The sequence below is a fragment of the Mesorhizobium sp. P2_D1 genome (assembly GCF_056404455.1).
In genome coordinates this window covers 1-23,982 of sequence record NZ_JBFUDZ010000068.1, presented here as the reverse complement: position 1 = coordinate 23,982, position 23,982 = coordinate 1, and the positions used below count along the sequence as shown (strand labels likewise).

Here is a 23,982-nt window from a genome sequence, read left to right as displayed (position 1 = left end):
GATTGAGAGGTTGGCGATCCTTCCCACCCCCCTCTGTCCTGCCGGACATCTCCCCCGCAAGGGGGGAGATCGGCTGTCACAGGCGCTTTCGCCAACTTGGTATCCAGCGCCACCCTCACCGCTTCACCTCCCACATTGTGATGCGCTCTCCGGTGACGGGGTCCTTGCCGTCCTTCAATTGTACGCCTTGTGCCAGCAGTTCGTCGCGGATGCGGTCGGCGTCGGCCCAGTTCTTCGACGCGATGAGCGCGAGGCGATTGGCGATCGCCTCGGCAACACCACCTTCATCAATGTCGGCCGAGGCGACATCGAAGCCGAGGAACAGCAGCGACGCCTTCAGCGAAGCCGCAGCTTCGTTGCCGTCCACGGCCTCGCCAGCCAACTGCGTCAGGACCTGGAAGGCAGCGTAGGTGGCGAGATCGTCCGACAACGCATCGATGACCTCCACCGGCAATTGCCCTGCGGCCGGCGCAAGATCCGCCGCCCGTTTCCATTTGCGCAGCATGTTTTCGGCCTCCTCCAACTTGCGCACGGAAAAGTCGATCGGTTCGCGATAATGCGTCATCAGCATTGCCAGCCGCAGCACCTCGCCCGGCCATTTGCGGCCGCCAAAGATATCCGTCTCCAGCAACTCGTTGATCGAATAGAAATTGCCGAGGCTCTTCGACATCTTCTGGCCTTCGACCTGCAGGAAGCCGTTGTGCATCCAGATATTGGCCATGACGTCGGTGCCATGGGCGCAACGCGACTGGGCGATCTCGTTCTCATGGTGCGGGAAGATCAGGTCAAGGCCGCCGCCATGGATGTCGAAGACCTCGCCGAGATAGGCGGCCGACATCGCCGAGCATTCGATGTGCCAGCCCGGCCGTCCCCTGCCCCATGGGCTGTTCCAGCCCGGCTCCTCCGGTGACGACAGCTTCCACAGCACGAAATCTTGCGGGCTTTTCTTGTGCGCGTCGACGGCGATCCGAGCGCCGGCCTGCTGCTCGTCGAGATTGCGCTTCGACAATTGTCCGTAGTCCGGCATCGAGGCCGTGTCGAACAGCACTTCACCCGCCGCGACATAGGCATGGCCGCGTCCGATCAGGCTTTGAATCAAGGTGATCATGTCGGCCTTGCCGTCAGCGCGGGGCTCGACGAATTCGGTGGCGCGCGGCTCGACCGTCGGCTCCAGGCAGCCGAGAACGGCCACATCCTTGTGGAACTGGTCTGCCGTCTTTTCGGTGACCCGCCGGATCGCCTCGTTGAGCAAGAGCGCGCCGGAAGCGATCTCGCCGCCGAAGTCCCGCAAGGCGCGCGCGTTGATCTTGTCATCGACGTCGGTGATGTTGCGCACATAGGTAACGTGCGCCTCGCCATAGAGATGGCGCAGCAAGCGGAACAGCACGTCGAAGACGATCACCGGCCTGGCGTTGCCGATGTGGGCAAAGTCGTAGACCGTCGGGCCGCAGACATACATGCGCACATTGCGCGGATCGATCGGGACGAAATCCTCTTTCGTTCGCGTCAGCGTGTTGTAGAGGCGCAGGCCATGCGATGCGTCAGACATTCGTGCCTTCCCGGTTCGTTATGTTTTGACTGAAGCCGGGCGCCCGCCGAGGCGCAAAACAGACTCCAGCCTGCTGGCCGGGGCGTTTGTCCAATCTGGGGAAGATGAGGCGAAAACGTCCGGACCAGCGCGAGGCTAGCCAATAATGCAAATGCCACAAATGGCGAAGGACGTTTTCATGGGCGGCTTTATCGCCTTGGCAGGTGTTGCCGTCAAGTCGCTACTTTCGACAAAAACGTCGTTGGATCACAGGTAAAGGCGCGCCGAAACATTTTATTAAACATGTCGGCACAGTGATGAAACATTCGTCGACTAGTTCAGCAGGCGTCACGATTTGGTCAGAATCGGCCATCAAACGGCAGACACAAAAATGTTACCTGGGAAGAGAGACATGCCCCGAACCAAGCAGGAATCCAACCGCGCCAAGCAACCGGCGCTGGCCAACCACTACCGCGCCATCGGCCCGGCAGCGATCGTCGCCGCCCTTCTCCATACCGCGAAGAAGAAAAAGCCGGCGCAGAAGATCGTCTCGCCTCGCGCTGCCTGAACTGGTGCGCGACCGGCCCCGAAGGCGCCGGCGACATAGCGCTGACATGTGCCTCTAAAGCCGACACGCGCCTCTAAAATAGTGTCATCTGACTATCGTCCGCGCCGGGCTTCTGGCGCCTGACCTTCTCGGGCTCCGGCCCGATCTCGCCCCTCTCCTGAATCTCCGGTCCGGTGTTGACGACCTTGTTGACGAGGTCGGACACGGGAATTGCTTCAAAAAAATCAGGCTGCGCCGGCCGCAACAGGTCGGCGACATCGCGCGGCTCGAGCGTGCGGCAATCCAGCCAACGGGCAAAATCACTGGGATCGATCACCACCGGCATACGGTCGTGGATATGGGCGATGTCGGCATTGGCATTGACGGTCAGGATGGCGCCGGTGTCCATTTCCGAACCACCCGGCTCGGCATAGGTCTCGATCAGTCCGGCAAAGGCGACGACCCCGCCATGCCTGGGCCGTATCCAGTAAGGTTGCCCCTTCTTGCCCCCGGTTTGCCGCCACTCGTAAAAGCCGGATGCCGGCACCAGCGCACGACGATGGCGCATGGCGGCCTTAAACGAGGCCTTTTCGGCGGCCCCTTCCGAGCGTGCGTTGAACAACAGCGGAAACTCCCTGGTGTCCTTCACCCAGGTCGGGATCAGCCCCCAGCGCACCAGCATCGGCTGGCGGTCCGGCAGATTGGAGCCCGGCGCCCGCGGAGCACCGGCGATCACCGCCAGGATCGGCTGCGTCGGCGCGATGTTGTAGCGCGCCGGGAAATCCTCAAGCCCCGCCACGCCCAGAAAGGCGGCGGTCCGATCCGGTGTCGCGGTCAAGGCAAAACGTCCGCACATGGTCGACTGGTACCCTTCGGCTGGTTCAGCTTGAAAGTGGCGATGGAACCGGCGTTGCGCAATCGCCAAAGCTTCCCCATGCTGGGCGGTCCACAACAGACCTGCCTTCAGATGAGCCTGATCGGGAATCCATGAACGAAGCGCGCAAGACACTTCCGGCCGTCTCGGTGGCCGTCGTGCGCGGCGACACCGTGCTCCTGGTCAAGCGGGCGCGGCAGCCATCGCAAGGGCTCTATGCCTTTCCGGGCGGCAAGGTCGAGGCCGGCGAGACGCTGGAGGCCGCGGCAAAGCGCGAACTGCTGGAAGAAACCGGCTTGCACGCCACCGAATACCGGCCGCTTCGGGAAATCCACATCGACGGCAGGGATGACGCCCACCCGGTCGATTACCTTCTGACAGTGTTCGGAGCCGCCTATGCCGGCGGCGAGGCGGTGGCCAGCGACGACGCCGAGACAGCCGCCTTCTATACGCTCAGCGAGATGGCAAGGCTGCCACTTGCCGGCTCGGTGTTCGCGGTAGCCGAAGACTTGCTGGGCCTTGGCGCAAACGCCGGGCTGCCCTGAAAATCGCCTTGCGGGCGACAAATTGTTTCGCCACAAAGACTTAATGCTGTTTGGCCAAGGGCTTATGAACCGTCCATCCCTGCTCCTCGCCGTATGTCTGGCCGTTAGCTCGGCCGTCTCGACGCGGCCGGCGTTCAGTGCCGAATCGCCGTTCGAACCCGGGCTGATGCGGCTGGCGGAAGTTCTGGGATCGCTGCATTTCCTGCGCAATTTGTGCGGTGAGAAAGGCGACCAGTGGCGTGTCGAGATGCAGAAGCTGCTCGATTCGGAAAATCCGGACGCCGAGCGGCGCGCCCGCTTCATCGCCAGCTTCAATCGCGGCTACCGCTCCTTCGGCGGCACCTACACGCAGTGCACCCCCTCGGCCACCGAAGCCATCAGCCGCTATATGAAGGAAGGCGAGACGCTGTCGCGCGACATCGCCTCGCGTTATGGCAACTAGGCATTCCGAACTGCCCATCCACAGATATTCGGACCTCCGACTTGTGTCAGGTGACATCTTGGTGCAATCCTCGTGTGGCACTTCTGCAACAGTCTTAATGAAACCTTACCGCGCGAATGCGGAATTAACTCAAACTGAAGGTTTTCGCCCCGCAGGCCGCCCTAATCGGCTAAGTTTGGCCTGAGTTGAACGCAGCTTCGCGCAAGGCAATCGGGCTCTGTAAAAAACGATCAAAAAAATGTCGTATTTACAAATACTTAATTGACCCTGCGTGTGAAATGAACAGATCAAGCCTGATCCGCATCGACGGATCGCCGCTTGAAAGGGTGGACATCGCATATGGAACATGGTGTCAACGACATCGACGCGCTGGTCAGGGAAGAGAAGCGCCTGACCGCCGTGGAAAGCCACAGCGAAGCCTGGGCGGAAGGTCTCTCCGCCGGTATAGAGCCCGAGATCATTGCCGAGGCAGCGCTCGAGACGGCCTTCGGCGAGATGTTGCGTGCCAATGGTGAGACCTCGGCCCTTGCCCTGCTCGACCGTATGCGTGAAAAGGTGATTGCTGGCGCCTTCGAACCTGAACGGCTGCGGCACTGAACCGACATCCGGTTCTTTGACGGCAGAATGCCGCTCGGGCGTCATGCCCGGAAGCAGGGAGAAACGGGCAGTGAGTTTTTCGATGTCAGGCAAGCCGGTTGGCTTGGTCCTCTACATCTGCTTCGCCGCTGGCTGTGCCGCGATTCCCCTGGTTCTCGTCAGCAGCCCCGCTTATGCGCTGAGCGAGATCAAGCGCGAAGAGCTCCCCGCACCCGTCACGCCGCCGGCGGACGACGACATGTCGCCGCCGGGAAGCACAGTGCCAATGCCCGACCCGGTCGGAACGCCGCCTCCAACCAGCAAGCCGGCCGGCCCTGACGAAGCCGAGCCGGACAGCCCGCCGAGCGGCGGCGGCGTAACCAGGCCGCGCGTCGATCCGGAAACCCCAGTGCCCGAGGTCGTCTACGATCTCGGCAAGCTGCCGGAACCGGTGCGGCGCATGCACGACCTGATCGTCGAAGCCTGCAAAAGCGGCGACATCGAAAAGCTGCGACCTTTGATCGGCACGGGCGACAGCACGACACAATTGTCGCTGACCGATATAGACGGCGACGCCATCGCCTTCCTCAAGGGTCTTTCCGGCGACCCGGACGGCCAGGAGATCCTGGCCATCCTGGAAGAGGTGCTCAATGCCGGCTACGTCCACCTCGACGCCGGCAAACCGGAAGAACTCTATGTGTGGCCGTATTTCTTCGCGCTGCCACTGGACAAGCTCGACGCCAAGCAACGGGTCGAACTGTTCAAGATCGTCACCGCCGGCGATTTCGACGACATGAAGCAGTTCGGCGCCTACATCTTCTACCGCGTCGGCATCACGCCCACCGGACAGTGGACATTCTTCGTCGCCGGCGATTGAGCCTTTTTGGCCCGCCTTGCGGGAGGTTGGGGCCTAGCGAGGCAATGCCTCGGAAAACTCCACCGTCTTGCCCTGGCCCGGCGCCACGATCTGACCTTCCCACATGACGCGGCGGCCGCGAATGACGGTGCCGACCGGCCAGCCGGTGACTTGCTTGCCATCATAAGGCGTCCAGCCGGCTTTCGAGCCGGCCTGCGCATTGGTGATGATTTCCTGCCGCTTCATGTCGACAATGGTGAAGTCGGCGTCGTAGCCGGCGGCGATGCGACCTTTTCTCGCCATGCCGAAGATGCGCTGTGGACCGTGGCTGGACAGGTCGACAAAGCGCTGCAGCGTCAGCCGGCCGGCGTTGACATGGTCGAGCATGATCGGCACCAGCGTCTGCACACCGGTCATCCCCGACGGCGAGGCCGGATAAGGTTTGGCTTTCTCGGCCAGTGTGTGCGGTGCGTGGTCGGAGCCGAGCACGTCGACGATGCCTTGCGCAATGCCATGCCAGACGCCGTCGCGGTGTCTGATGTCGCGCACCGGAGGATTCATCTGGATCAGCGAGCCGAGCCGCGCGTAATCGTCAGCCGACAGGGTCAGGTGGTGCGGCGTCGCCTCGCAGGTCGCGACATCCTTGTGCTGCTGGAGGAACAGGATCTCCTCCGCCGTCGAGATGTGCAGGACATGGATGCGGGCGCGAACAGTGCGCGCGATGCGCACCAGCCGCTGGGTGCAGCGCAAGGCGGCGATCTCATCGCGCCAGATCGGATGCGATGAAGGGTCGCCTTCGATGCGTTCGCCCTGACGCTCGCGCAGCCGGAATTCGTCCTCGGAGTGAAAGGCGGCGCGGCGGCGGGTATTCCTCAGGATCGAAGCGACGCCTTCATCGTCCTCGACCAGGAGGTCGCCGGTGGACGAACCCATGAAAACCTTGATCCCGGCCGCACCCGGCAGCCGCTCGAGCTCGCCGACGTCTTTCGCATTCTCGCGGGTGCCGCCAACCCAGAAGGCAAAATCGCAGTGCATGCGACCGCTGCCGCGGCGGACCTTGTCGGCAAGCGCTGCCTCGCTGGTGGTCAGCGGATTGGTGTTGGGCATCTCGAACACGGCGGTGACACCGCCCAGCACCGCCGCCCGCGAACCCGTCTCCAGATCTTCCTTGTGCTCCAGCCCCGGCTCGCGGAAATGGACCTGGCTGTCGACGACACCCGGCAGGATGTGCAGGCCGCGGCAGTCGATCGTCTCGCCGGCCGAGGCCTGGCCGAGATCGCCGATGGCAGCGATGCGGCCGTCCTTCACACCGACGTCGCGAGCCCCTTCGCCGTCATGGTTGACCACAGTGCCGCCTGTCAGGATGAGGTCGTAGGTCATGGCCATGCTCTCTTGCGGGGGGAGTGCCAGCGGCTTACGTAAAGGCCGACCGTTTTGCAAGATCAGGCTGCTTTCGCCAATGCCCTTTGCCCAACTCAAAGACCGTGCGCTCATCTCAGTCTCGGGCCCTGATGCCGAGCATTTCTTGCAGAACATCCTGACCACCGATCTCGACGTATTGACACCCGGCCAAGCAAAGCCGGGCGCGCTGCTTTCGCCGCAAGGCAAGATCCTGTTCGATTTCCTGATCTCGCGGGCCGGCGAGAATGCATTCAGGCTCGAATGCCGTGCCGACATTTCAGATGATTTCGTACGCCGGCTGACGCTCTACAAGCTGCGGGCCAAGGTCGAGATTGCCAAAGCCGATCAGGCGCTTGTCACCGTCGCATGGGGAGATGAGTCAACCACCTCACAATCTGATTCAACGGCGGCCGACACGCGCTTTGCGAACGGCGCCGTCATGCGTTGCTATGGCCAAGCGGATGAGCGGAGCGACCTTGCCGCATGGCAGGCCTCCCGGATCGCCAGCGGCATTGCCGAAAGCGGCAGCGACTACCAACTTGGAGACGCCTTCCCGCACGACGTGCTGCTGGACGAGACCGGCGGTGTCGGTTTCAAGAAGGGGTGCTATGTCGGCCAGGAGGTTGTCTCGCGCATGCAGCACCGCGGTACGGCCAGGCGGCGCGTGCTGATCGTCCAGGCTGGACTTCCCCTGCCCGCCGCGGGCACCGAACTGACAGTCGAGGGGCGGCCCGTCGGCACGCTCGGCTCGAACGCCGGCACGACCGGGCTCGCCATTGCCCGCATCGACAGGATCAAGGCGGCGCTCGACGCCGGCCAGCCGATCATGGCGGGCGACGTGCCGGTTACCGTGGCCATCCCCGCCTGGGCGAAGTTCAGCTTTCCGCAGGAAGCCGTCAGCGCGGAGGAGGCCTGATGGCGGCCGATCGCGTCGGCGCGCCGCCACGCGCCTGGCAGCGCATGCTGTCCGGCCGCAGGCTCGACCTGCTCGACCCCTCGCCGCTCGACATCGAGATTTCGGACATCGCGCATGGGCTCGCCCGCGTTGCCCGCTGGAACGGCCAGACCAGAGGCGAGCACGCGTTCTCGGTCGCCCAGCACTCGCTGCTGGTCGAGGCTCTGTTTTGCGACCTGGTGCCTGCGGCTGCGGCCGACGCCCGGCTGGCGGCGCTGCTGCACGACGCCCCCGAATATGTCATCGGCGACATGATCTCGCCGTTCAAATCGGTGATGGGCGGCAGCTACAAGGACTGTGAATTGCGATTGCAGCGCGCCATCCATCTGCGCTTCTCGCTGCCGCCGGAACCCGCTGCTGCGCTGCGCAAGGAGATCAAGCGCGCCGACCAGATCGCCGCCTATTTCGAAGCAACGCTGCTTGCCGGTTTTTCGACCGCCGAGGCGACCGAATTCTTCGGCCGTCCGCGCGGTTTCAATGCCGATCGCTTCGATTTCACGCCACGCTCGGTGACCTCAGCGCAAAATGCGTTCCTGAAGCGCTTTTCGGCAATCGAGAAGTCGCGCCACCAGGTTCCAGCACCCGTGATCGGCTGAAAAACGCTAAATTAACCGGCGGCGACCACACTAGCCCGTTCGATCACGATCCGCAGGCGCCTTATGCCCGTCGCTGATGCCAAGGATGGTTCGACCGTCCCGGAACCGGGGGCCGAAGGCATGGATCGGCCGCGCTCCATTGAAGACGAACTGCGCGAACAGAACGAACGCTTTTCGGCTGCGGTCGAGAACATGTCGCATGGGCTGTGCATGTTCGACGCCGACGAGCGCATGATTATTTGCAACGTCAACTACATCAACATCTTCTGCCTCGACCCCAAGGTGATGCGGCCCGGCATCCGGTTCCTCGACATCCTGCGCCACAGCGTCGACATCGGCATCGCCTCGCAAAGCGCCGAAGAACTCTACGCCATCCGCAAACCTTATATCGACCGGGCGAAAGCCTCGACCTACGAGGAGACGCTGTCGGACGGTCGTATCATCAACATCTCGCATCGCCCGCTGGCTTCGGGCGGTTGGGTCTCCATCTACGAGGACATCACCGAACAGCGACGCGCAGAGCGGGATCTCAAGGAGCAGCACCGCCGCTTCGACGCAGCACTTGCCAACATGTCGCAAGGCCTGCTGATGTATGACGCCGACGGCAGGCTGATCGTGCGCAACCAACGCATTCTGGAGCTCTATGGTGTCAGCGAGGCAGACCTTCCGCTGGGCATGGGTCTGCGCGAACTCCTTGAGCGGCTTGTACGCCTGGGTGTCTATCCGCCCATCGATATCGATGGCGAGGTCCTCAAAACTGAAGCCCGCCTGCAGATCGGCCAGACGCGATCGACCCCTCGTCAGCTTGCCGACGGACGAACGCTGATGATCGCGCGTCGGCCGATGAGTGGTGGCGGCTGGGTCGCCACGTTCGACGACGTCACCGAAAGCAGGCTGGTCGAGGAGCGCATGACCCATCTTGCGCATCACGACACGCTGACCGGACTGCCCAACCGTTCGATGCTTCGCGAACGGCTCGACCAGGCGCTGGAGGATGCGACTTCACCGCTGGCGATCTTCTCTCTCGATCTCGACCGCTTCAAGGCGATCAACGACACCTTGGGGCATCCGGCCGGCGACTGGCTGCTGAAAAGCGTGGCCGAGAGGCTGCGGCGTTGCCTGCGCGATGAAACAGACATCGTCGCCCGTTTCGGCGGTGACGAGTTCGTCATCATCCAGTCCAACTTCAAAGACCTTGCCGACGCGGAAAAACTGGCGAAACGTATCGTCGAGGCGATCGCACAACCGTTTCGCGACAAGAGCCGGGAGATGCATGTCGGCATCAGCCTTGGCATCGCCGTTTTCCCCAACGACGGCAGGGATGCCGATACGCTGCTGAAGAACGCCGACACGGCGCTGTACCGGGCGAAGAGCGAAGGACGCAACCTGTACCGATTCTTCGAGCCAGCAATGGACGCCACGGTGCAGGCGCGCCGGGCGCTTGAGGTCGACCTTGAGACAGCGTTGCCGCGCCACGAATTCGATCTCGATTTCCAGCCCATCATGAACATAGAATCCGGCGGGATCGTCGGCGCGGAAGCCTTGATGCGCTGGCATTCGCCGACACGCGGCACGGTGGCGCCGGACAACTTCATTCCCGTCGCCGAAGAAACCGGGCTGATCGTGCCGCTTGGCGAGTGGGCATTGAGGAAAGCCTGCGTGGCGGCGGCAAGTTGGCCTTCCCTGCGCATTGCGGTCAATGTCTCGGCCGTGCAGCTCAAAAGTGGCGGCTTTGCCCGCAGCGTCATCTCGGCGCTGGCCTTCTCCGGCGTCCCGGCCAGCCGGCTGGAACTGGAAATCACCGAAACCGTGCTGATGGACGAAAGCGAGACCGTGCTGAAGACGTTGCGTCAATTGCGAGGGCTGGGCATCCGCATTGCGCTCGACGATTTCGGCACCGGCTATTCCTCGCTCGCCTATCTCCGGCGTTTTCCCGTCGACAAGATCAAGATCGACCGTTCGTTCATTCGCGACATCGGCAATCGCGACACAGCGGCGATCGTTCGAACCATCATCGGGCTGGGCGCCGAGCTCGGCATCACGGTCACCGCCGAGGGTGTGGAGAGCGAGATGCAGTTCGACTTTCTGCGCGCCAATGGCTGTGTCGAAGCGCAGGGCTATCTCATCGGGTTGCCGTCAAGGGCGGCGGATATTCAGCGTCTGCTGATGCCAACCGTCGCCGCCTTCGGGCAATCCGGTTGAACCGGCGGTACCCGCTATTTCAGCCCTGGCCAACTTGGCTGTGACAGATGCGCGGCCATGAAACCGGCGACGGCTTCAACCTTGGCGGGGCGCGAGCGTGCCGACGGCGTGACGAAATACAGCGCGCCCTTCGGCAAAGTCCAGTCGGTCAGGATCGCTTCCAGGCGCCCATCGGCAAGGTATTCGCCGGCAATGAATTCCGGCAGCTCGGCAATCGCCGTTCCGGCCAGCACTGTTGGAACCAGCGCGTCAGAATTGGTCACCCGCAATGGCCCGGAGGGCGTGACGGCCTCGCTGTCACCCGCGGCATTGCTGAAATGCCAGACGTCCTGCCGCGGACGATAGGCATAGCCAAGGCAATGATGCGCGTCGAGGTCGCGCGGCGTGCCTGGACGGCCATATCGGGCGAGATAGGTCGGTGCCGCGACGATAAACGGAGCAATGCTGCACAGGCGCCGCGCAACCAGCGAGGAATCCGGCAGGACGGCAATCCGGAGTGCTGCATCGAACCCATCACCGACCAGGTCGACGACCGCATCGCTCAGATGCATATCGATCGACACGTCGGGGTAGAGTTTGAAGAAATCAGGAAGCAACGGCGCAACGCACCGCAGCCCAAACGACATCGGCACGGCCAGACGTACAAGGCCGCGCGGACTGGCCGACAGCTCGCGTGCCGCATTCTCGGCATCCTCCGCGTCACGGTAGAGGCGCGACGCCCGCTCGGCGAGACGATGACCAAAATCCGTGAGGGCGAGACGCCGCGACGTGCGGTTGAAAAGCCGCGCGCCAAGCCGCTCCTCCAGTCGACTGACGCCACGCGATACTGTCGCCACCGACAGGCCGAGCACGCGCGCGGCGGCAGCAAAGGACCGCTCCTCCGCGACTTTGGCGAACATGGCCAATCCTTCGAAGTCCGGAACTTTCGACATCACCAATCCTGCAACGATTGTTTGCAAACATTGCTATTTCGAAAACAACTACCTGTCCATATGTCTCTGTCACCGACAACAGGAGTGACGAAAATGACACGGAAACTCGAAGGAAAGATCGCCGTGGTTACCGGCGGCAGCAGCGGCATCGGCCTTGGCATCGCCAAGCGCTTCGCCTCTGAAGGCGCCCATGTCTACATAACCGGACGGCGCCAGGCCGAGATCGAGAAGGCCGTCACGGCAATCGGGAAGAACGCCACCGGCATCCAGGCCGACTCGACCAGTTTCGCCGATCTCGACCGACTCTATTCCAAAGTGAAAGCGCAAAGCGGGCGGATCGACGTGCTCTCGGTCAATGCTGGCGGCGGTTCCATGCTGCCGCTCGGGCAGATCAGCGAACAGCACTATGATGAAACATTCGACCGCAACGTCAAAGCCGTGCTGTTCACCGTGCAGAAGGCGCTTGGATTGCTGGTGGACGGTGCATCGGTGATCCTGACTGGTTCGACCGCCGGCTCAACCGGCGCGGCGGCGTTCAGCGTCTATGGCGCGTCGAAGGCGGCCCTGCGCAATTTTGCCCGCAGCTGGATTCTCGACCTGAAGGAGCGGCAAATTCGCGTCAACATTCTCAGTCCCGGTCCGACCCGTACAACGGGTCTCGCCGAGCTTGCCGGACCTGAGGCCGAACACCAGAAGGGTTTGCTCGATTTCCTTGCCAACCAGGTGCCAATGGGCCGGCTCGGCGATCCCGATGAGATCGGCAAGGCGGCCGTGTTCCTGGCCTCGGACGATTCCAGCTTCGTCACCGGCGCCGAGCTGTTCGTCGACGGCGGTATTGCGCAAATCTAGCCGTCGTACCGGTCGCGTCCTCAAGCAGGCGCGACTGGTATGCAACCGCGCAGCTTCAGCGCAATGTCTCGATGTATTTTTCGTGGAAGCTGAGATAGCCCGGTTCGACAATCTTCAGATGCCGCTCGATCAGGGCATGAAACTCCGGCAGTTGATGAAACGGCACGCCGGGATAGGCATGATGCTCGGCATGGAACGGCATGTTCCACGCCAGCTTGCGCACCAGCCAGTTGGTCAGCGTGGTCCTGGTGTTCTCCAGCATGTTGGCGACGAATGGACAGCGACCGTGCTCGGCCAAGAGATAGAGGCGCAGAAACGGCTGCCCGAGCAGGGCCGGCACGATCCAGACGTAGAGAAGCACCGTGAGCCGGAAATAGACGGCCAGCAGAATGACCACGGCATAGAAGGCAAGCATGGCCCGCGCCTCGATACGCACCTTGGCGTAGCCTTTTGGCGGCACATAGCCTTCCCGGCCGCGGCCCATCGCATTGCCACAAAGCGTCTTGAGGTGTCCCCACCACACCGGGATGCCGGAGACATGGACGAGGTATTGCCTCCATGTCTCCGGTTTGGGGAAAGCCAGTTCCGGATCATTGTCGGGGTCCTGGGTGTATCGATGGTGGGCGAAATGAAAATAGCGGAACCAGTCCGCCGGCAGCCCGATCGCCAGGCTGCACACCCGCGCCACGGCATCGTTCAGCCACTGCGTTTCGAAGGCCGTGCGATGCACCGTCTCGTGCAGCAGCGTGAACAGGAAGACGATCAGGATGCCTTGCGGCAGCATCAGCAGCGGCCAGAACGGGACCCTGGCGGCGATCAGCGATCCGATGATGATGATCGCACCCCAATGAGCACCAAGCTGGACAAGACCCGCGACGTCGGATTTGGCGGTCAGGCGATTGCGCTCTTGCTGCGTCAACGATGCAATTACGTCGCGATGGTCCACTGGCGTCATCCGGAGTTCGATAAATGTCGACGCCTATCGTATTCAACAAGAAAGCTTTCTGAAAACGAGGAATTATGCGATTTAGATAAGGTCACCTTATCTATCGGGCTGCATGATCGCTTTTCCATCCTTGCGCGGACTCCAGGCTTTCGAAGCGGCGGCGCGTTCCGGCAGCTTTGCCGCGGCAGCCCAGGAGCTGTCCATCTCGGCTGCCGCGGTCAGCCAGCTGATCCGGACCATCGAAGACCAGATGGGCCGCAAGCTGTTCAACCGGGTCAACCGCCGCGTCGTCCTCACCGACGCCGGCAGGGAAATACTGCCTCGGCTGACAACGGCATTCGGTGAGATCGGCAGCGTGTCACGCGAACTGGGCGGCGCCGAGTTCCGCTCCCGGCTCGTCGTGTCAGTCCCGCCATCCATGGCGATGGGCTGGTTGTCGTCGCGCCTGGCGGGCTTTGTCGCGGCCCACGGCGCTGTCGACATATCGCTCAGAGGCGAAGACGACCCGGTATCGTTCGACCGCGACCTGATCGACATCCGCCTTTCCTATGGCCATTCGCACTATCGCGATCAGGCAACGGAAGACATCGCCAGGGATGCCGTCTACCCCGTTTTCGCCCCTGATCTCGTCGCGACGAACAGATCTCTGGACGGTACCGCCCTCACCGGCCTGCCGCTGATCCACACCGACTGGGGCCCAACGGGCGCGTCGTTCCCGTCCTGGCGCAACTGGTTCGAAGCGATGGGCATCGAGCCTGGCCGGGCAGCGCAACGCGGCCTTTCGGCGAATTCGTCACGGGCCGCCCTTGATCTTGCGATTTCCGGCCTTGGCGTGGCGCTGGCGCAAGGGGTCTACTGTGCCGAGGCGCTGGAAGACGGCCGGCTGGTCAGGCCGCTGGCCCAGGCGCTGGAGCTGCGCCAGCCTTATTGCCTGACAATCCCGGAACGCAGCGCAAGACGCGATGTGGTGGCGGCATTCCGCCAGTGGCTGATCGAGGAATGCGTGCGCACGGTCAAATCGCCGGCGCTGACCGAGGGCCGTTGACGGCCGCCGCTCAGAGGTGCCCGCTCAATGCCTCCACCATGTCCTTGTTCGTCGCCACGGGAACGATCTCGAACTCCACAAGATCGGCCCATTCGATGACCCAGCGCTGCAGCAGCGTGACGTCATCGGCCTCCACCAGCAGGAAGCAGCGGCTCATATCCGCCGCGATCCAACTATGGTGCACGAGCAACTCGTCCGGCTTCAGACGGCCGCGATCGCTGAAGCGACGGTAGATATCCTTGCGATCGCAACCGCGAAAGTCCTCGATCACGACGAACAGCATATCCACCCCCGATCAAATTAGCGCCCCGGCCGGTCCAGCCGCTCCAGGAACCACTGCGTCAGCCGCACCCAGACCTCGTCCTTTTCGCCGGAATCTTCCCAGCCATGGTCGAGGTTCGGATTGTCGTTGACCTCGATGACGAAGACGCCATCCTTGGTTTCCTTGAGGTCGACGCCATAGAGCCCGTCACCGATGCAGCGCGCCGCCTTCACCGCCGTCTCGACGACATGCGCCGGGGTTTCCTTCAGCGTGAAGGTCTTGATGCCACCCTGGTCGGGTTTGCCGTTGGCCTTGTGGTTGACGATCTGCCAGTGCTTCTTGGCCATCAGATAGTGGACGGCAAACAGGGGCTGGCCGCCGAGCACGCCGACACGCCAGTCATATTCGGTCGGAATGAATTTCTGCGCGATCAAAAGATCGGAATCCTCAAGCCATTCCGTGGCAAGCGTCTTCAACTCCTCGAAGTCAGCGCATTTCTTGACGCCGCGCGAGAACGACGAATCAGGGATCTTCAACACCAGCGGAAAGCCGAGCGTCTGCGCCGCCAGTTCGAGATCCGAGCTGCCGGCGATCATCACCGTCGGCGGCACCGGCACCTTGTTGTAGGCCATCAGCTCGTTGAGATAGACCTTGTTGGTGCAACGGATCATCGACAGTGGATCGTCGATCACCGGCATGCCTTCCTGCTGGGCACGGCGGGCGAAACGATAGGTGTGGTTGGAGATCGAGGTGGTCTCGCGGATGAACAGCGCGTCGTAATTGGCGAGCTTGGCGAGGTCCCGCTTGGTGATCGGCTCGATTTCGACGCCCATCTTTTCGGCGATCTTGGCCCAGTAGCGCAGCGACGAGATCTCCGACGGCGGCAATTCCTCATGCGGATCGACCAGCGTGGCGAAGGTGTAGCGCGCCGGCGTGCGGCCCTTGGTGTCGCGCCACTCGCGGTTGGTGTAGGTCTCCAGGCACTGGATGAAGCTTTTTTCTTCGTCCTCGGTCATCCGAGCCAGCGGATGGAAGCCGATCTTGCGGATCGAAGCCCATTCGGCGCTGTCCTTGATGTGGACTTCGAGCGCCGGTGCCCGGAACCAGTCGAACAACAGCTTGGCGAACCGGTCCCAGATTTTCGACGGGCCGATGCCGAAGAAGATGCAGACCTTGGTTGGAAAGGCGCCGCCGAGATCCTTGCGACATTTGTTGAGTGCCAGTTCCAGTTCCGGCAACGCATGTTCGTAGAGCTTGCGCTCCGACAGGTCGATCATCGTCTCGACGGTCGGAATGACCTTGTGGCCGCGCGAGCCCGCCAGCAGCGAGGCGTAGTAGCCGCGGCTCTGGTAGCCGTAATTGTTCGACAGGTTGATGACCTTCGGCCGCTGGCCGCGAAACAGCGACGGATGCGCAAGATAGTCACGGTTGGTGATGATCTTGTGCGGTGTCGCCACCTGGTCGAGATCGCTCTGCCGGCCGGTAAGGATGACCCAGGTCATTGTCTGTCGCGCTTTCCCAGAGTGATGGCGGCTCGCAGTCCGTCGCGGCCGAACTGCGCCATGTTCATGAAGATGCCGTAGGGCACGGGAATGTTGGCGGCATCAAGGATGGTCTCCTGTCTTTCGTCCTCGACCCATGGATCGTGGATCAGGATATGGTCGCCGTCATCGCCGATCGCCAGCACCCAGTGCGGCACCTTCTTGCCGAACATAAGGAAACCGCTGATCAGCACCAGCACCAGTTTACCCTCTGCGATCGCGGCGCGAATGTCGTCGATGGTGAATGGACGGTAATTCACCGGGATACCGTAAAGTTCCGCGCGGCGGCGAAAGTCGACCTGGGCCAGTTCCATCACCCGGCGCTTGTCCTCGCTGCGCACCGACTGCAGGAACAGCGCGCCGTAGAACGAAACATAGATCTCCGCCGCGAGCCCGCTTTCGTAGCCCGAGACAGCGAGGCCGAACGGCTCGCAGCCACCGGGTCCCGACATCATGAAGACAGTCGTCGCCTCGCGCCACAGTCGGATTTCCATGACCGGATCCGGCACGAAGCCGCGATCGAAATTGGCCATCGCCATCATCAGGCAGCATGGGCCGCAGGTGAATTCGCAGGTCTGCTGGTAGAATGGCACCTTGGTGGCGATCGGAATGTCGCCGCGCAAGGTCTTTTCATAGCGAAGCGCTGTCTCGCCGTCCTCGTAGTAGCCGGATTCGCGGCCGATCTTGCGATAGCCGGCCTGCTCATAGATGCGGATGGCCCGGCTGTTGTCTTCGCGCACCTCGAGACGCAGCATCATACGGCCGTGCTCGAAGGCGGCCTCTTCCGCTGATCCGAGCAGCATGCGGCCAACACCCAGTCCCCCGAAGAAGGGACCGGTGGCGATCGAGTAGAGACGTGCCACGCCGCTGCCCTTGCGAAACAGCACGATCGCATAGCCGGCCACGCGGCCATCGATTTCAGCGACCAGCGTCTCGGCGGTTTCGCGCTCGATGAACAGGCGGAAGGAGCGGCGGGAAATACGGTCGCTTTGGAAAACAGCTTTCTCGATGGCGGCGAGATCATCGACGTCAGACGCGCGGGCCGTGCGGATCTCGGCAGGCATGCGGGTTGAGAAAACCTCGATTGGTGGTGGGAAATGCCCTACTGGAAAACGTTCAAGACATCAGTCGAAATACTGATGACCACAAAGCGCTATCGCACCTCGAATAGGGCCGAATTGTGACAGATTCGGCAGCAACCTGGCGATGCAAAACGCTTTGAACAGGATCACTATTTATGGACTGGCGTCGCCATCAAGGCGGCGCCTTTTCAACTGGCGAGGCCAGCCAGAAGCTGACCATAGGCGCTCTTTGCCACGACGGCCAATTGCTCGCTTGGCAGCGAACCGACGACGGCGCAGCCATAGCCCTTGTCCAGCCAGTAGACGGCCTGGGGACCGTCTTGCGCCGATGCATAGGTGCCCTTGGCATTCTGCGCCGATTGCGCCGTGACGAAGAGAGATATGCGCTCGCCCTTGTCGTCCTCGTAGAGCAGCATCGCGGCCTTGCTTTCTCCGGCCGGCAACAACCGGCCGCCGACCAGTTGGAAGCCGTTCGCGGTCAGGTCCGGCGCCACCAGCTTCAGCCCGACCCGGTTGGACAGCCAGGTCTGGAGATGATCCTTGTCGCTGGCCGGCACCTCGACCGCATGCCGCTTTTCGGCGGCGAAGACGACGTGGGCCGCGATTGCCTGTTCGGCCAGTCGATCTTCGGCCGGATTCTCCTGTCCGATGCGGTCGATGCCGGCAAGGTAGCCGCCAAACCCGCCGGCGACCACAAGCACGGCCGCCGCGGCGGCAAGCCACCAGCGCGAGCGCGAGGCCGCAGCCTTGACCGGCGTCTCGCCGAACACGACCTTGCGCAACCGCACTGGGACGGGTTCGTCCAGCACCCCGGCAAAGGCGGCGCGCAATGCCGTCCGATCGGCGGTGAAACGGGCGCTCCTGGCCTTCATCTCGGGGTTGGCGTCGAGCCAGGCATCATAGGCGGCGCGCTCGTCAGCCGGCAGCTCGCCATCGATCGCCATGTGGATGTCACGTTCGGAGAAGTCGCGGCGGATCATTTCTCGACGATCCTTATTGCGCGACGGCGCGCCGTGTCGTCCAGCAGCCCGCGCAATTCCTCACGCCCGCGCGCAATGCGCGACATCAGCGTGCCTGCAGGGACGCCCAGAATGTTGGCGGCTTCGGCATAGGAAAACCCTTCGATGGCGACCATGACAAGAGCCGCACGGCGGTCGGGGCTGATTGCCTGCAATGCGTCGATGATCTCGCGCGAAGCGATGCTCTCCACCTGCTCGGCCGGCTGGGCCACCGCCTCGCCTGCTTCCAGCGGAAGCATCGTCGCCTCGCCGCGTCGGTTCACCTTGCGCATCTGGTCGATGAACAAATGATGCATGATCGTAAACAGCCACCTCCTGGGGCTTTCTCCCGTCTGCCAGTTGTCGAGCCGGACAAGCGCCCGCTCGAGACAATCCTGAACGAGATCGTCGGCAGCATCGCGGTCGCGCAAAAGCGAGCGTGCGTAGCGGCGCAGTCGCGGTATTTCGCCAAGGATTGCTGCCTTCTTTTCGTGCATGACCGCTGGTTCTGGGTCGCCCTTGTTGATCCGATATTGAACGCGCCTTCTCGGCGCGGCGCAAGCGGCCAGCGCGAAGCGGTCCGCCGCCCCGGTCACCCAAGCAATGAGATAACGAGATGACGGGCCGTTTTATTCCCGGCTAAATTGAGTTCCTGTCGTCACTGCTCGCCGACCGGTATTTTCTCTCTTGCCGCCCGCGTCAGCAGGCGCTGGTAGAACAGGCCGATGCCGATCAGCACGGCGCCAAGGCCGATGAAGGACAACGCCCGCAACACGCCTTCCAGCTCCGACATGTCGAAGACAAAGACCTTCAGCACTGCGACAGAGATCAGCACGGCCGAGGCAATGCGCAGCACCTGCGATTTCAGCCAGACGCCGGCAGTGAGCAACGCCACGCCGATCACCAGCCACAGCGCCGAATAGGTGTAGGTTTCCAGCTGGTCGAGGCCGCTCCACAGGCCAATGAACTCGCCCTTGAATAGACGCCGCACCGACAGTGTGGCGTAGGCGAAGGCAAGCACGGCCGCTACCAGCGCCAGCATCTGCGCATACCATTTCGGTCGCTTGTCCCTGGCATAGAGCGCCAGTCCGCCGGCAGCGATGGCCGGCAGGAGATAGGCGAGGAACAACAGGTTGAAGACCGGGATCTGGCCTGTCGATTCGTCGGTGAACAACGGATTCAGCACCACGAAATGCCGGATAAGGATCAAGGCCACCGAAACCACGCCCGCCGCCATCGAGCCATAGCGCAGCACAGAGCTTGGCGAGCGCATGTCGATGGCGACCAGGATGGCGCCGGCGCCAATGGCGATCAGGGTGTAGATTGCCTGCTCGGCGAGCGTCATCGCACCCGTGTCGATGACGCCGCCATGCATGGCGTGGCGCACCAGCATGGCGAGCGTGAGCAGCGCAAACAGTGCCGCCGCCGCTTCCATGGCGAGGCGTGGGCGGCCGTTGGTGGTGCGGGCAAGCTGCCAGGCGGCGAAACCGAAGGCGAGCGCCGGCACCCCGTAGCCCGGCAGCAGCCAATTGAAGACCGGTGTCGTCGACAGGAACTCGGCGCCGACAATGGTCGGGTCAAAGGCGACGCGGCCGAGCACGGCAATCACCGCGCCAACCGAAATCCAGCCGAGCACCGGATAGGAACGCCAACGCGTCGCCAGCGCCGGCACGATCGCCGCCGCGCCGAGCAGGATGGTGGTCCAGCCGGAATTGAACGCCATATGCAGCATCAGGAGGCCGGCGACGGCCGCACCGCCCAGGGCAAACGACTCCGCCACGCCGCCGGTGAGAGGCGGCTCTTCGCTGCGTGCGATCCACTCGCTGCCGGCCGCGAAAACCACGACCAGCAGTGCTGCGGCGGCGGCGTAGACAAAGTCGCGGTCGAGATTGCCGAAGGTGAACCAGAGCGCCAGCAGGACGACCAGCGGCACGATGACGCCCCACGCCGCCCATGAGGCCGCGCGGATCTGTGTCGCGGCGGCGAACCTGCGGGCGGCCCAGAAGCCGGCGCCTATGAAGACCAGGCCAAGCGCGATGCCGACGCGCAATGTCAGCGCGTTGGACGTGGCCACCGGCAAGCCATCGACGCCCAGAGCACCGGCCGAAAAGTCGGAGGCGATCGAAGTCGGCGGGATGATGCCGAGATAGATCATCACCGTCACCAGTCCTGCGGCATAGAGGAGCGGCAGCGCCAGTGGGCGATAAAGCGCGACGGCCACCATTGCGGCGATCAGCACGGCGCCCGGCAAGGCATCGCCGGCTGCGGCGAAGACCGGGTCGACTGACAGGCCGAGCGCCGAGAATGCAATGAACAGGCCAGGGACGATAGACGGCCAGTCGAAAGCCCTGGCTGGTCCGGCCTCGCCGCCACGACTGCCGAGCCAGACAAACGCAAGTACGGCCAGCGTGACGGCGTCGATGAACAGGATGGTGGAGAGGTTCGCGCCCGGCGCATCGGTCATATAGAGGATGGTCCAGACACCGGTGCCGAAAAAGGCGGCCGCCATCAGCAACGTCCAGTCGCGCATGCGGGCGATGACGCCGGTGGCGGCAAGCACGATCGCGAGATAGCCGAACAGCGCCCAGGGATTGGGCGCCTGCGAGGCAACCAGCATCGGCGTCACCATGGCGCCGACGAGGCCAATGCCGGCCAGCGCCTGGCCATGGACCAGGGCTGCCGCAATGGTCGCCACGCCGATGGCGCCGAGCAGCGTGAAGGCGAGCGCCGGGCCGATGAAGCCGTAAATGCCATGGGCGGCATAGACGGTGCCGAACAGGATGAAGGCACCGGCCGCTGTCAGGATCGCTGGAATATAGGCGCCGGCAACGCCTTGCACCGGCACCTTGAAGCCGGTGCGGCGGATGAACTCGCCGCCGGCGACCAGCACCAGGCCGAGAACAGCGGCCATGGTCAGCCGCACGCCGGGGCCGAAAATGCCGGCCTCGATGGTGTAGCGGATCAGAAACAGGCCACCCAGCGCCAGCGCGATGCCGCCGACCCAGACCGCCCAGCGGGTGCCGAGTGCCGTTTCGACATCCGACTGGCGGGCGGCTTTCGCAGCCGCGGCCGGCTCGGCAGGTTCTGCTGCCTTCGGCGCCGCATCACTTGGCGCCCATGGCCCGGACACGGCCTCGCCGGTTGGGGCTTCCGCTTCGGCAACCGGTGCCTGCGCAGCGACCGCCTCGCTCACAGCCGGCAGGACGATATCGGCCGCGGCCGCAACGGCGGGCGGCGTGCTGTCGGCGGTTGCCTGTTCGGACGGCTTGGCCGCCGGCAGCGCGGCGCCCGAAAGGACAAAGCTGCGCAGCGCGCCAAGCTCGCGCTCGATCAGGCCGATGCGGTTCTGCTGGCGCGAAATGATGACGAACAAGGCGATGATGGCGACAAGGCCGATCAGGCTTTCAAACATGGCGGTTCCCCCAAACCAGGCCAGTTTTCACTGACGTTCAGTCTCACTGACACTCAAATGCGGCGGTCAAACGGCCTGAAAGTCAACGCGCCGCCAGATTGGCCGCGGGAAAGATCGAGCATGTTTCGGTGCCAAAAGCCAGCAGCTTGCCGCCGGCATCCTTCAGCGTCGCTTCCGACACCGCCAGCGTACGCCCCTTGTGGACGACCTTGCCCTCGCAGATCACCTCCCCGGTCTTCGGCGTGATGGGCCGCGTCAAATTCACCTTGAACTCCGCGGTCGTATAGGCCTCACCCTTTTCGAGCAGCGTCTGCACGGCGCAACCCAATGCCGAATCGAGCAGCGTCGCCGCCCAGCCGCCATGCTCGCTGCCCAGCGGGTTGAGGTGGCGCTCGTTGGGCACGCCACGGAACACCGCACGGCCTTCCGACACTTCGGTGAGCGCGAAGTTGAGCTGGAAGGAGATCGGCGGCGCCGGATACTTGCCGTCGATAATACGCTGCAGCAGGTCCAGGCCGGTGTATTCCAGGATGTCGGCATGCGGAATCGTGCCGAGGCCGAGCGGTGAGACCCAGCCCGGATACAATTCGACCTCGCTCATGCTGCGTTCTCTCCGGCTATGGTCTTGCTGCGCGCGTGGTGTTTGCGCAGTGCGGCAAGGAAGCCGGCGCGGGCGTCCGGCGGTTCGATGCCGCGCGGCTCATAGACGTGGCGGGTGAAGAAGAAGCCGGTCAGCCGGAAGGCGTCGTCGACCGCCGCCGGATCGCCACGCTGGCCTGAGCCGCGCTGCAGGAAGGCCGGCAGCACCAGCATCTTGTCGCGCCAGGGCGCACCGGCTTCACGAGACACGGCGCGTCCGGATTTGGGTGAGACATAGGCCAGGTCCTGCCGCGTGCCGGTGGCGGCGCATTGACTGAGATCGAGGCCAAAGCCGAGTTCGTCCAGCACCAGAAGCTCGAAGCGCGCCACCAGTTCGCCGGCAGCGTCGGCATCGTCGAGATGAACGATCATCACGGCAAGCGTTTCGTAAAGACCTTCATGAGCGTCGCGCTCGGGCAACAGGCGCAGATGCGCGGCCATGGTCTGCAGCCCATAGACGGCCACCGCGCTGTCCATCAGCCGGGCGGCGTTCATCTCGATCGCCTCGGCCTGGAAGGTGCCGAGATGCTCGTCAAGCCGCGCCCGCCACAACAGGTCGACGCGATTGCCGGGTTGGAGGACGGGCTGCTGCTTGCGCGAACGGCCGCCACGCACCAAGCCGAGGTGACGGCCATGCGCGCGTGTCATCACCTCGAGAATGGCGCTGGTTTCGCCATGCTTGCGGGTGCCGAGAATGATTCCCTCGTCGCGCCATTCCATTTCCAGAGCTTTTCACCGATTGGATGGCGAAATCAAGGTATGGAGTTTGGCTCAACTGACAGACCGGCACAGCACAGTGCACAAAAACCGCCCGCAGCGATAACGCTGCGGGCGGCTGGTGAGATTAATCGATCCGTTAGAACGAGCGCTGGAAGCGGAGAATGCCACCGACGCTGCTCTTCTTGTTGGCCTTGGTCCAGTTGCTGAAGTCGGCGTCGTCGAACTTTCCAGCATTGAGGTAATCGACTTCGGCCGTGACCGTAAAGCCGGGCACAACAGTGTAGGCAACGTTGGCGGCGACGCCGAGGTTCTTCCAGTCGTCATATGAGATCTGGGCGTTGAATGCGGTCTTGTCGTTGAACTTGTAGGTGCCACCGCCCCAGACTGCCCAGTTGCCGCCCCACTGCTTGTAGAAGCCGCGACCCTTGGCATTGATGGCGTTGGTCGCATCGTTGAGGTTGTCGTCCGTGCCATAACCGCCGATGATGAACAGCGACAGTTCCTTGGTGACATTCACGTCCAAACGAAGCTTGCCGGCCACTTCCTCGTAGTTGCTGTCATAGGCGACGACGCCAGTGATCGCACCCCAGTCGCTCTTGTACTTCAAGCCGCCGACGACATGCGGAACATAGCTGTCGATGGTGCCGCCCTTGCCGGCGCCTTCTTCGAGAGAGACCAATCCCGTGAGGCCGTTGCCTGCGTCGAAGTAATACTGAACGACGTTGCTCTCCTGCCCGCCATACGGAACCAGCGTATCCTGGATGACGTTGCCGGCATAGCCGATGAACGTATCGAAAGCAGTATCGTCCTTGCCGACGCGCAGGCCGCCGAGCTGAATCCAGGCGAAACGCAGCGAGGTTGACTTGTTGCGGCCTTGCCAGTCGTCCGCATTGGAGGCGGCTTGGTTGAGATAGTCGCCGCTGCTGTTGCCGTAGTTGAAGCGGGTCTCGGTGTAGGTCTTGAGGGTACCGAGCTCGGTCTCCTGACCGGTCCAGGTCTTCAGCGTGAAGCGGGTGTTCTTGTAGTAGGTGGAG

Annotated in this window: 24 protein-coding genes; 10 read left to right on the top strand and 14 right to left on the bottom strand. The window is 63.1% G+C overall.

Going from position 1 to position 23,982, the window contains the following annotated elements; genetic code table 11:
• Window positions 1-115: 115 nt before the first annotated feature.
• Window positions 116-1,549: a cysteine--tRNA ligase gene (gene cysS / locus AC1D0I_RS29185; protein ID WP_477399518.1), complete on the bottom strand. Its 1,434-nt coding sequence runs from the start codon at window positions 1,547-1,549 to the stop codon at window positions 116-118.
• A 391-nt stretch (window positions 1,550-1,940) separates the two neighbouring features.
• Here cysS and AC1D0I_RS29180 point away from each other — a divergent pair, with 391 nt between their 5' ends.
• Window positions 1,941-2,096: a hypothetical protein gene (locus tag AC1D0I_RS29180; RefSeq protein ID WP_111549195.1), complete on the top strand. Its 156-nt coding sequence runs from the start codon at window positions 1,941-1,943 to the stop codon at window positions 2,094-2,096.
• A gap of 73 nt (window positions 2,097-2,169) precedes the next feature.
• Here the strand turns inward: AC1D0I_RS29180 and AC1D0I_RS29175 are convergent, their stop codons facing one another.
• Window positions 2,170-2,931, bottom strand: a complete 762-nt coding sequence (locus AC1D0I_RS29175) for an SOS response-associated peptidase (RefSeq protein WP_477399516.1) — start codon at window positions 2,929-2,931, stop codon at window positions 2,170-2,172.
• A gap of 131 nt (window positions 2,932-3,062) precedes the next feature.
• On the opposite strand from AC1D0I_RS29175, the gene AC1D0I_RS29170 reads away from it, so the two are divergent.
• The 4 genes from AC1D0I_RS29170 (at window position 3,063) to AC1D0I_RS29155 (ending at window position 5,389) form a co-directional block, all read left to right on the top strand.
• Window positions 3,063-3,494 carry an NUDIX hydrolase gene (locus tag AC1D0I_RS29170; RefSeq protein WP_477399514.1) on the top strand — a complete coding sequence of 144 codons (432 nt, stop codon included), beginning with the start codon at window positions 3,063-3,065 and terminating at the stop codon, window positions 3,492-3,494.
• Window positions 3,495-3,558: 64 nt separating this feature from the next.
• Window positions 3,559-3,936, top strand: coding sequence for a TIGR02301 family protein (locus AC1D0I_RS29165; protein WP_477399512.1), 378 nt, complete (start codon window positions 3,559-3,561; stop codon window positions 3,934-3,936).
• Between the two features lie 339 nt (window positions 3,937-4,275).
• Window positions 4,276-4,533 (top strand): hypothetical protein, encoded by a 258-nt coding sequence (locus tag AC1D0I_RS29160; protein ID WP_008874920.1) that lies wholly within the window; start codon window positions 4,276-4,278, stop codon window positions 4,531-4,533.
• A gap of 70 nt (window positions 4,534-4,603) precedes the next feature.
• The gene (locus AC1D0I_RS29155; RefSeq protein ID WP_167392167.1) at window positions 4,604-5,389 is read left to right on the top strand and encodes a hypothetical protein; all 786 of its coding nucleotides are present in this window, start codon (window positions 4,604-4,606) and stop codon (window positions 5,387-5,389) included.
• A 33-nt stretch (window positions 5,390-5,422) separates the two neighbouring features.
• Here AC1D0I_RS29155 and AC1D0I_RS29150 read toward each other — a convergent pair whose 3' ends face one another.
• Window positions 5,423-6,754 carry a dihydroorotase gene (locus AC1D0I_RS29150; RefSeq protein ID WP_477399510.1) on the bottom strand — a complete coding sequence of 444 codons (1,332 nt, stop codon included), beginning with the start codon at window positions 6,752-6,754 and terminating at the stop codon, window positions 5,423-5,425.
• Window positions 6,755-6,827: 73 nt separating this feature from the next.
• On the opposite strand from AC1D0I_RS29150, the gene ygfZ reads away from it, so the two are divergent.
• The 3 genes from ygfZ (at window position 6,828) to AC1D0I_RS29135 (ending at window position 10,522) form a co-directional block, all read left to right on the top strand.
• Entirely contained in the window at window positions 6,828-7,685 is an 858-nt protein-coding gene (gene ygfZ, locus AC1D0I_RS29145; protein WP_477399508.1) for a CAF17-like 4Fe-4S cluster assembly/insertion protein YgfZ, read from the top strand.
• Complete coding sequence (locus tag AC1D0I_RS29140; RefSeq protein WP_477399506.1) at window positions 7,685-8,320, top strand: HD domain-containing protein; 636 nt, start codon at window positions 7,685-7,687, stop codon at window positions 8,318-8,320. Before ygfZ ends, AC1D0I_RS29140 begins: the two co-directional genes overlap by 1 nt.
• Before the next feature lie 63 nt (window positions 8,321-8,383).
• Window positions 8,384-10,522, top strand: a complete 2,139-nt coding sequence (locus AC1D0I_RS29135) for a putative bifunctional diguanylate cyclase/phosphodiesterase (protein WP_477399504.1) — start codon at window positions 8,384-8,386, stop codon at window positions 10,520-10,522.
• 14 nt (window positions 10,523-10,536) lie between these two features.
• Here the strand turns inward: AC1D0I_RS29135 and AC1D0I_RS29130 are convergent, their stop codons facing one another.
• A complete protein-coding gene (locus AC1D0I_RS29130; protein ID WP_477399502.1) occupies window positions 10,537-11,454 on the bottom strand; it encodes a LysR family transcriptional regulator in 918 nt (305 codons plus the stop codon).
• Window positions 11,455-11,547: 93 nt separating this feature from the next.
• Between AC1D0I_RS29130 and AC1D0I_RS29125 the strand changes: the two genes are divergently transcribed.
• Window positions 11,548-12,303: an SDR family NAD(P)-dependent oxidoreductase gene (locus AC1D0I_RS29125; RefSeq protein ID WP_477399500.1), complete on the top strand. Its 756-nt coding sequence runs from the start codon at window positions 11,548-11,550 to the stop codon at window positions 12,301-12,303.
• Window positions 12,304-12,358: 55 nt separating this feature from the next.
• Here the strand turns inward: AC1D0I_RS29125 and AC1D0I_RS29120 are convergent, their stop codons facing one another.
• The gene (locus AC1D0I_RS29120) at window positions 12,359-13,249 is read right to left on the bottom strand and encodes a fatty acid desaturase family protein (protein WP_477399498.1); all 891 of its coding nucleotides are present in this window, start codon (window positions 13,247-13,249) and stop codon (window positions 12,359-12,361) included.
• Window positions 13,250-13,361: 112 nt separating this feature from the next.
• Between AC1D0I_RS29120 and AC1D0I_RS29115 the strand changes: the two genes are divergently transcribed.
• Complete coding sequence (locus AC1D0I_RS29115; RefSeq protein ID WP_477399495.1) at window positions 13,362-14,294, top strand: LysR substrate-binding domain-containing protein; 933 nt, start codon at window positions 13,362-13,364, stop codon at window positions 14,292-14,294.
• A 10-nt stretch (window positions 14,295-14,304) separates the two neighbouring features.
• Here AC1D0I_RS29115 and AC1D0I_RS29110 read toward each other — a convergent pair whose 3' ends face one another.
• From AC1D0I_RS29110 to AC1D0I_RS29070, 9 genes are all read right to left on the bottom strand, one after another.
• Window positions 14,305-14,577, bottom strand: coding sequence for a DUF3303 domain-containing protein (locus AC1D0I_RS29110; protein WP_457153773.1), 273 nt, complete (start codon window positions 14,575-14,577; stop codon window positions 14,305-14,307).
• A 17-nt stretch (window positions 14,578-14,594) separates the two neighbouring features.
• Window positions 14,595-16,058, bottom strand: a complete 1,464-nt coding sequence (locus AC1D0I_RS29105) for a RimK family protein (protein ID WP_477226250.1) — start codon at window positions 16,056-16,058, stop codon at window positions 14,595-14,597.
• A complete protein-coding gene (locus AC1D0I_RS29100) occupies window positions 16,055-17,161 on the bottom strand; it encodes a peptidase C39 family protein (protein WP_477226249.1) in 1,107 nt (368 codons plus the stop codon). The genes AC1D0I_RS29105 and AC1D0I_RS29100 overlap by 4 nt, the downstream gene beginning before the upstream one ends.
• A 206-nt stretch (window positions 17,162-17,367) precedes the next feature.
• A complete protein-coding gene (locus AC1D0I_RS29095; protein ID WP_477399493.1) occupies window positions 17,368-18,159 on the bottom strand; it encodes an anti-sigma factor family protein in 792 nt (263 codons plus the stop codon).
• Window positions 18,156-18,674, bottom strand: coding sequence for a sigma-70 family RNA polymerase sigma factor (locus AC1D0I_RS29090; RefSeq protein ID WP_477399491.1), 519 nt, complete (start codon window positions 18,672-18,674; stop codon window positions 18,156-18,158). Before AC1D0I_RS29090 ends, AC1D0I_RS29095 begins: the two co-directional genes overlap by 4 nt.
• Window positions 18,675-18,835: 161 nt before the next feature.
• Window positions 18,836-21,589, bottom strand: coding sequence for a DUF2339 domain-containing protein (locus tag AC1D0I_RS29085; protein WP_477399489.1), 2,754 nt, complete (start codon window positions 21,587-21,589; stop codon window positions 18,836-18,838).
• Between the two features lie 82 nt (window positions 21,590-21,671).
• Window positions 21,672-22,190 carry a PaaI family thioesterase gene (locus AC1D0I_RS29080; protein WP_477399487.1) on the bottom strand — a complete coding sequence of 173 codons (519 nt, stop codon included), beginning with the start codon at window positions 22,188-22,190 and terminating at the stop codon, window positions 21,672-21,674.
• Window positions 22,187-22,948 (bottom strand): DNA repair protein RecO, encoded by a 762-nt coding sequence (gene recO / locus AC1D0I_RS29075; protein ID WP_477399485.1) that lies wholly within the window; start codon window positions 22,946-22,948, stop codon window positions 22,187-22,189. Before recO ends, AC1D0I_RS29080 begins: the two co-directional genes overlap by 4 nt.
• Before the next feature lie 136 nt (window positions 22,949-23,084).
• The coding region (locus tag AC1D0I_RS29070; protein WP_477399484.1) for a porin at window positions 23,085-23,982 on the bottom strand (898 nt) is incomplete at its 5' end.

Excerpts from the sequence above, each read along its gene's own strand:
- cysS (WP_477399518.1), bottom strand. The coding sequence starts at position 1,549 with ATGTCTGACGCATCGCATGGCCTGCGCCTCTACAACACGCTGACGCGA.
- AC1D0I_RS29180 (WP_111549195.1), top strand. The coding sequence starts at position 1,941 with ATGCCCCGAACCAAGCAGGAATCCAACCGCGCCAAGCAACCGGCGCTG.
- AC1D0I_RS29175 (WP_477399516.1), bottom strand. The coding sequence starts at position 2,931 with ATGTGCGGACGTTTTGCCTTGACCGCGACACCGGATCGGACCGCCGCC.
- AC1D0I_RS29170 (WP_477399514.1), top strand. The coding sequence starts at position 3,063 with ATGAACGAAGCGCGCAAGACACTTCCGGCCGTCTCGGTGGCCGTCGTG.
- AC1D0I_RS29165 (WP_477399512.1), top strand. The coding sequence starts at position 3,559 with ATGAACCGTCCATCCCTGCTCCTCGCCGTATGTCTGGCCGTTAGCTCG.
- AC1D0I_RS29160 (WP_008874920.1), top strand. The coding sequence starts at position 4,276 with ATGGAACATGGTGTCAACGACATCGACGCGCTGGTCAGGGAAGAGAAG.
- AC1D0I_RS29150 (WP_477399510.1), bottom strand. The coding sequence starts at position 6,754 with ATGGCCATGACCTACGACCTCATCCTGACAGGCGGCACTGTGGTCAAC.
- ygfZ (WP_477399508.1), top strand. The coding sequence starts at position 6,828 with ATGCCCTTTGCCCAACTCAAAGACCGTGCGCTCATCTCAGTCTCGGGC.
- AC1D0I_RS29140 (WP_477399506.1), top strand. The coding sequence starts at position 7,685 with ATGGCGGCCGATCGCGTCGGCGCGCCGCCACGCGCCTGGCAGCGCATG.
- AC1D0I_RS29135 (WP_477399504.1), top strand. The coding sequence starts at position 8,384 with ATGCCCGTCGCTGATGCCAAGGATGGTTCGACCGTCCCGGAACCGGGG.
- AC1D0I_RS29130 (WP_477399502.1), bottom strand. The coding sequence starts at position 11,454 with ATGTCGAAAGTTCCGGACTTCGAAGGATTGGCCATGTTCGCCAAAGTC.
- AC1D0I_RS29125 (WP_477399500.1), top strand. The coding sequence starts at position 11,548 with ATGACACGGAAACTCGAAGGAAAGATCGCCGTGGTTACCGGCGGCAGC.
- AC1D0I_RS29115 (WP_477399495.1), top strand. The coding sequence starts at position 13,362 with ATGATCGCTTTTCCATCCTTGCGCGGACTCCAGGCTTTCGAAGCGGCG.
- AC1D0I_RS29110 (WP_457153773.1), bottom strand. The coding sequence starts at position 14,577 with ATGCTGTTCGTCGTGATCGAGGACTTTCGCGGTTGCGATCGCAAGGAT.
- AC1D0I_RS29105 (WP_477226250.1), bottom strand. The coding sequence starts at position 16,058 with ATGACCTGGGTCATCCTTACCGGCCGGCAGAGCGATCTCGACCAGGTG.
- AC1D0I_RS29100 (WP_477226249.1), bottom strand. The coding sequence starts at position 17,161 with ATGCCTGCCGAGATCCGCACGGCCCGCGCGTCTGACGTCGATGATCTC.
- AC1D0I_RS29095 (WP_477399493.1), bottom strand. The coding sequence starts at position 18,159 with ATGATCCGCCGCGACTTCTCCGAACGTGACATCCACATGGCGATCGAT.
- AC1D0I_RS29090 (WP_477399491.1), bottom strand. The coding sequence starts at position 18,674 with ATGCACGAAAAGAAGGCAGCAATCCTTGGCGAAATACCGCGACTGCGC.
- AC1D0I_RS29085 (WP_477399489.1), bottom strand. The coding sequence starts at position 21,589 with ATGTTTGAAAGCCTGATCGGCCTTGTCGCCATCATCGCCTTGTTCGTC.
- AC1D0I_RS29080 (WP_477399487.1), bottom strand. The coding sequence starts at position 22,190 with ATGAGCGAGGTCGAATTGTATCCGGGCTGGGTCTCACCGCTCGGCCTC.
- recO (WP_477399485.1), bottom strand. The coding sequence starts at position 22,948 with ATGGAATGGCGCGACGAGGGAATCATTCTCGGCACCCGCAAGCATGGC.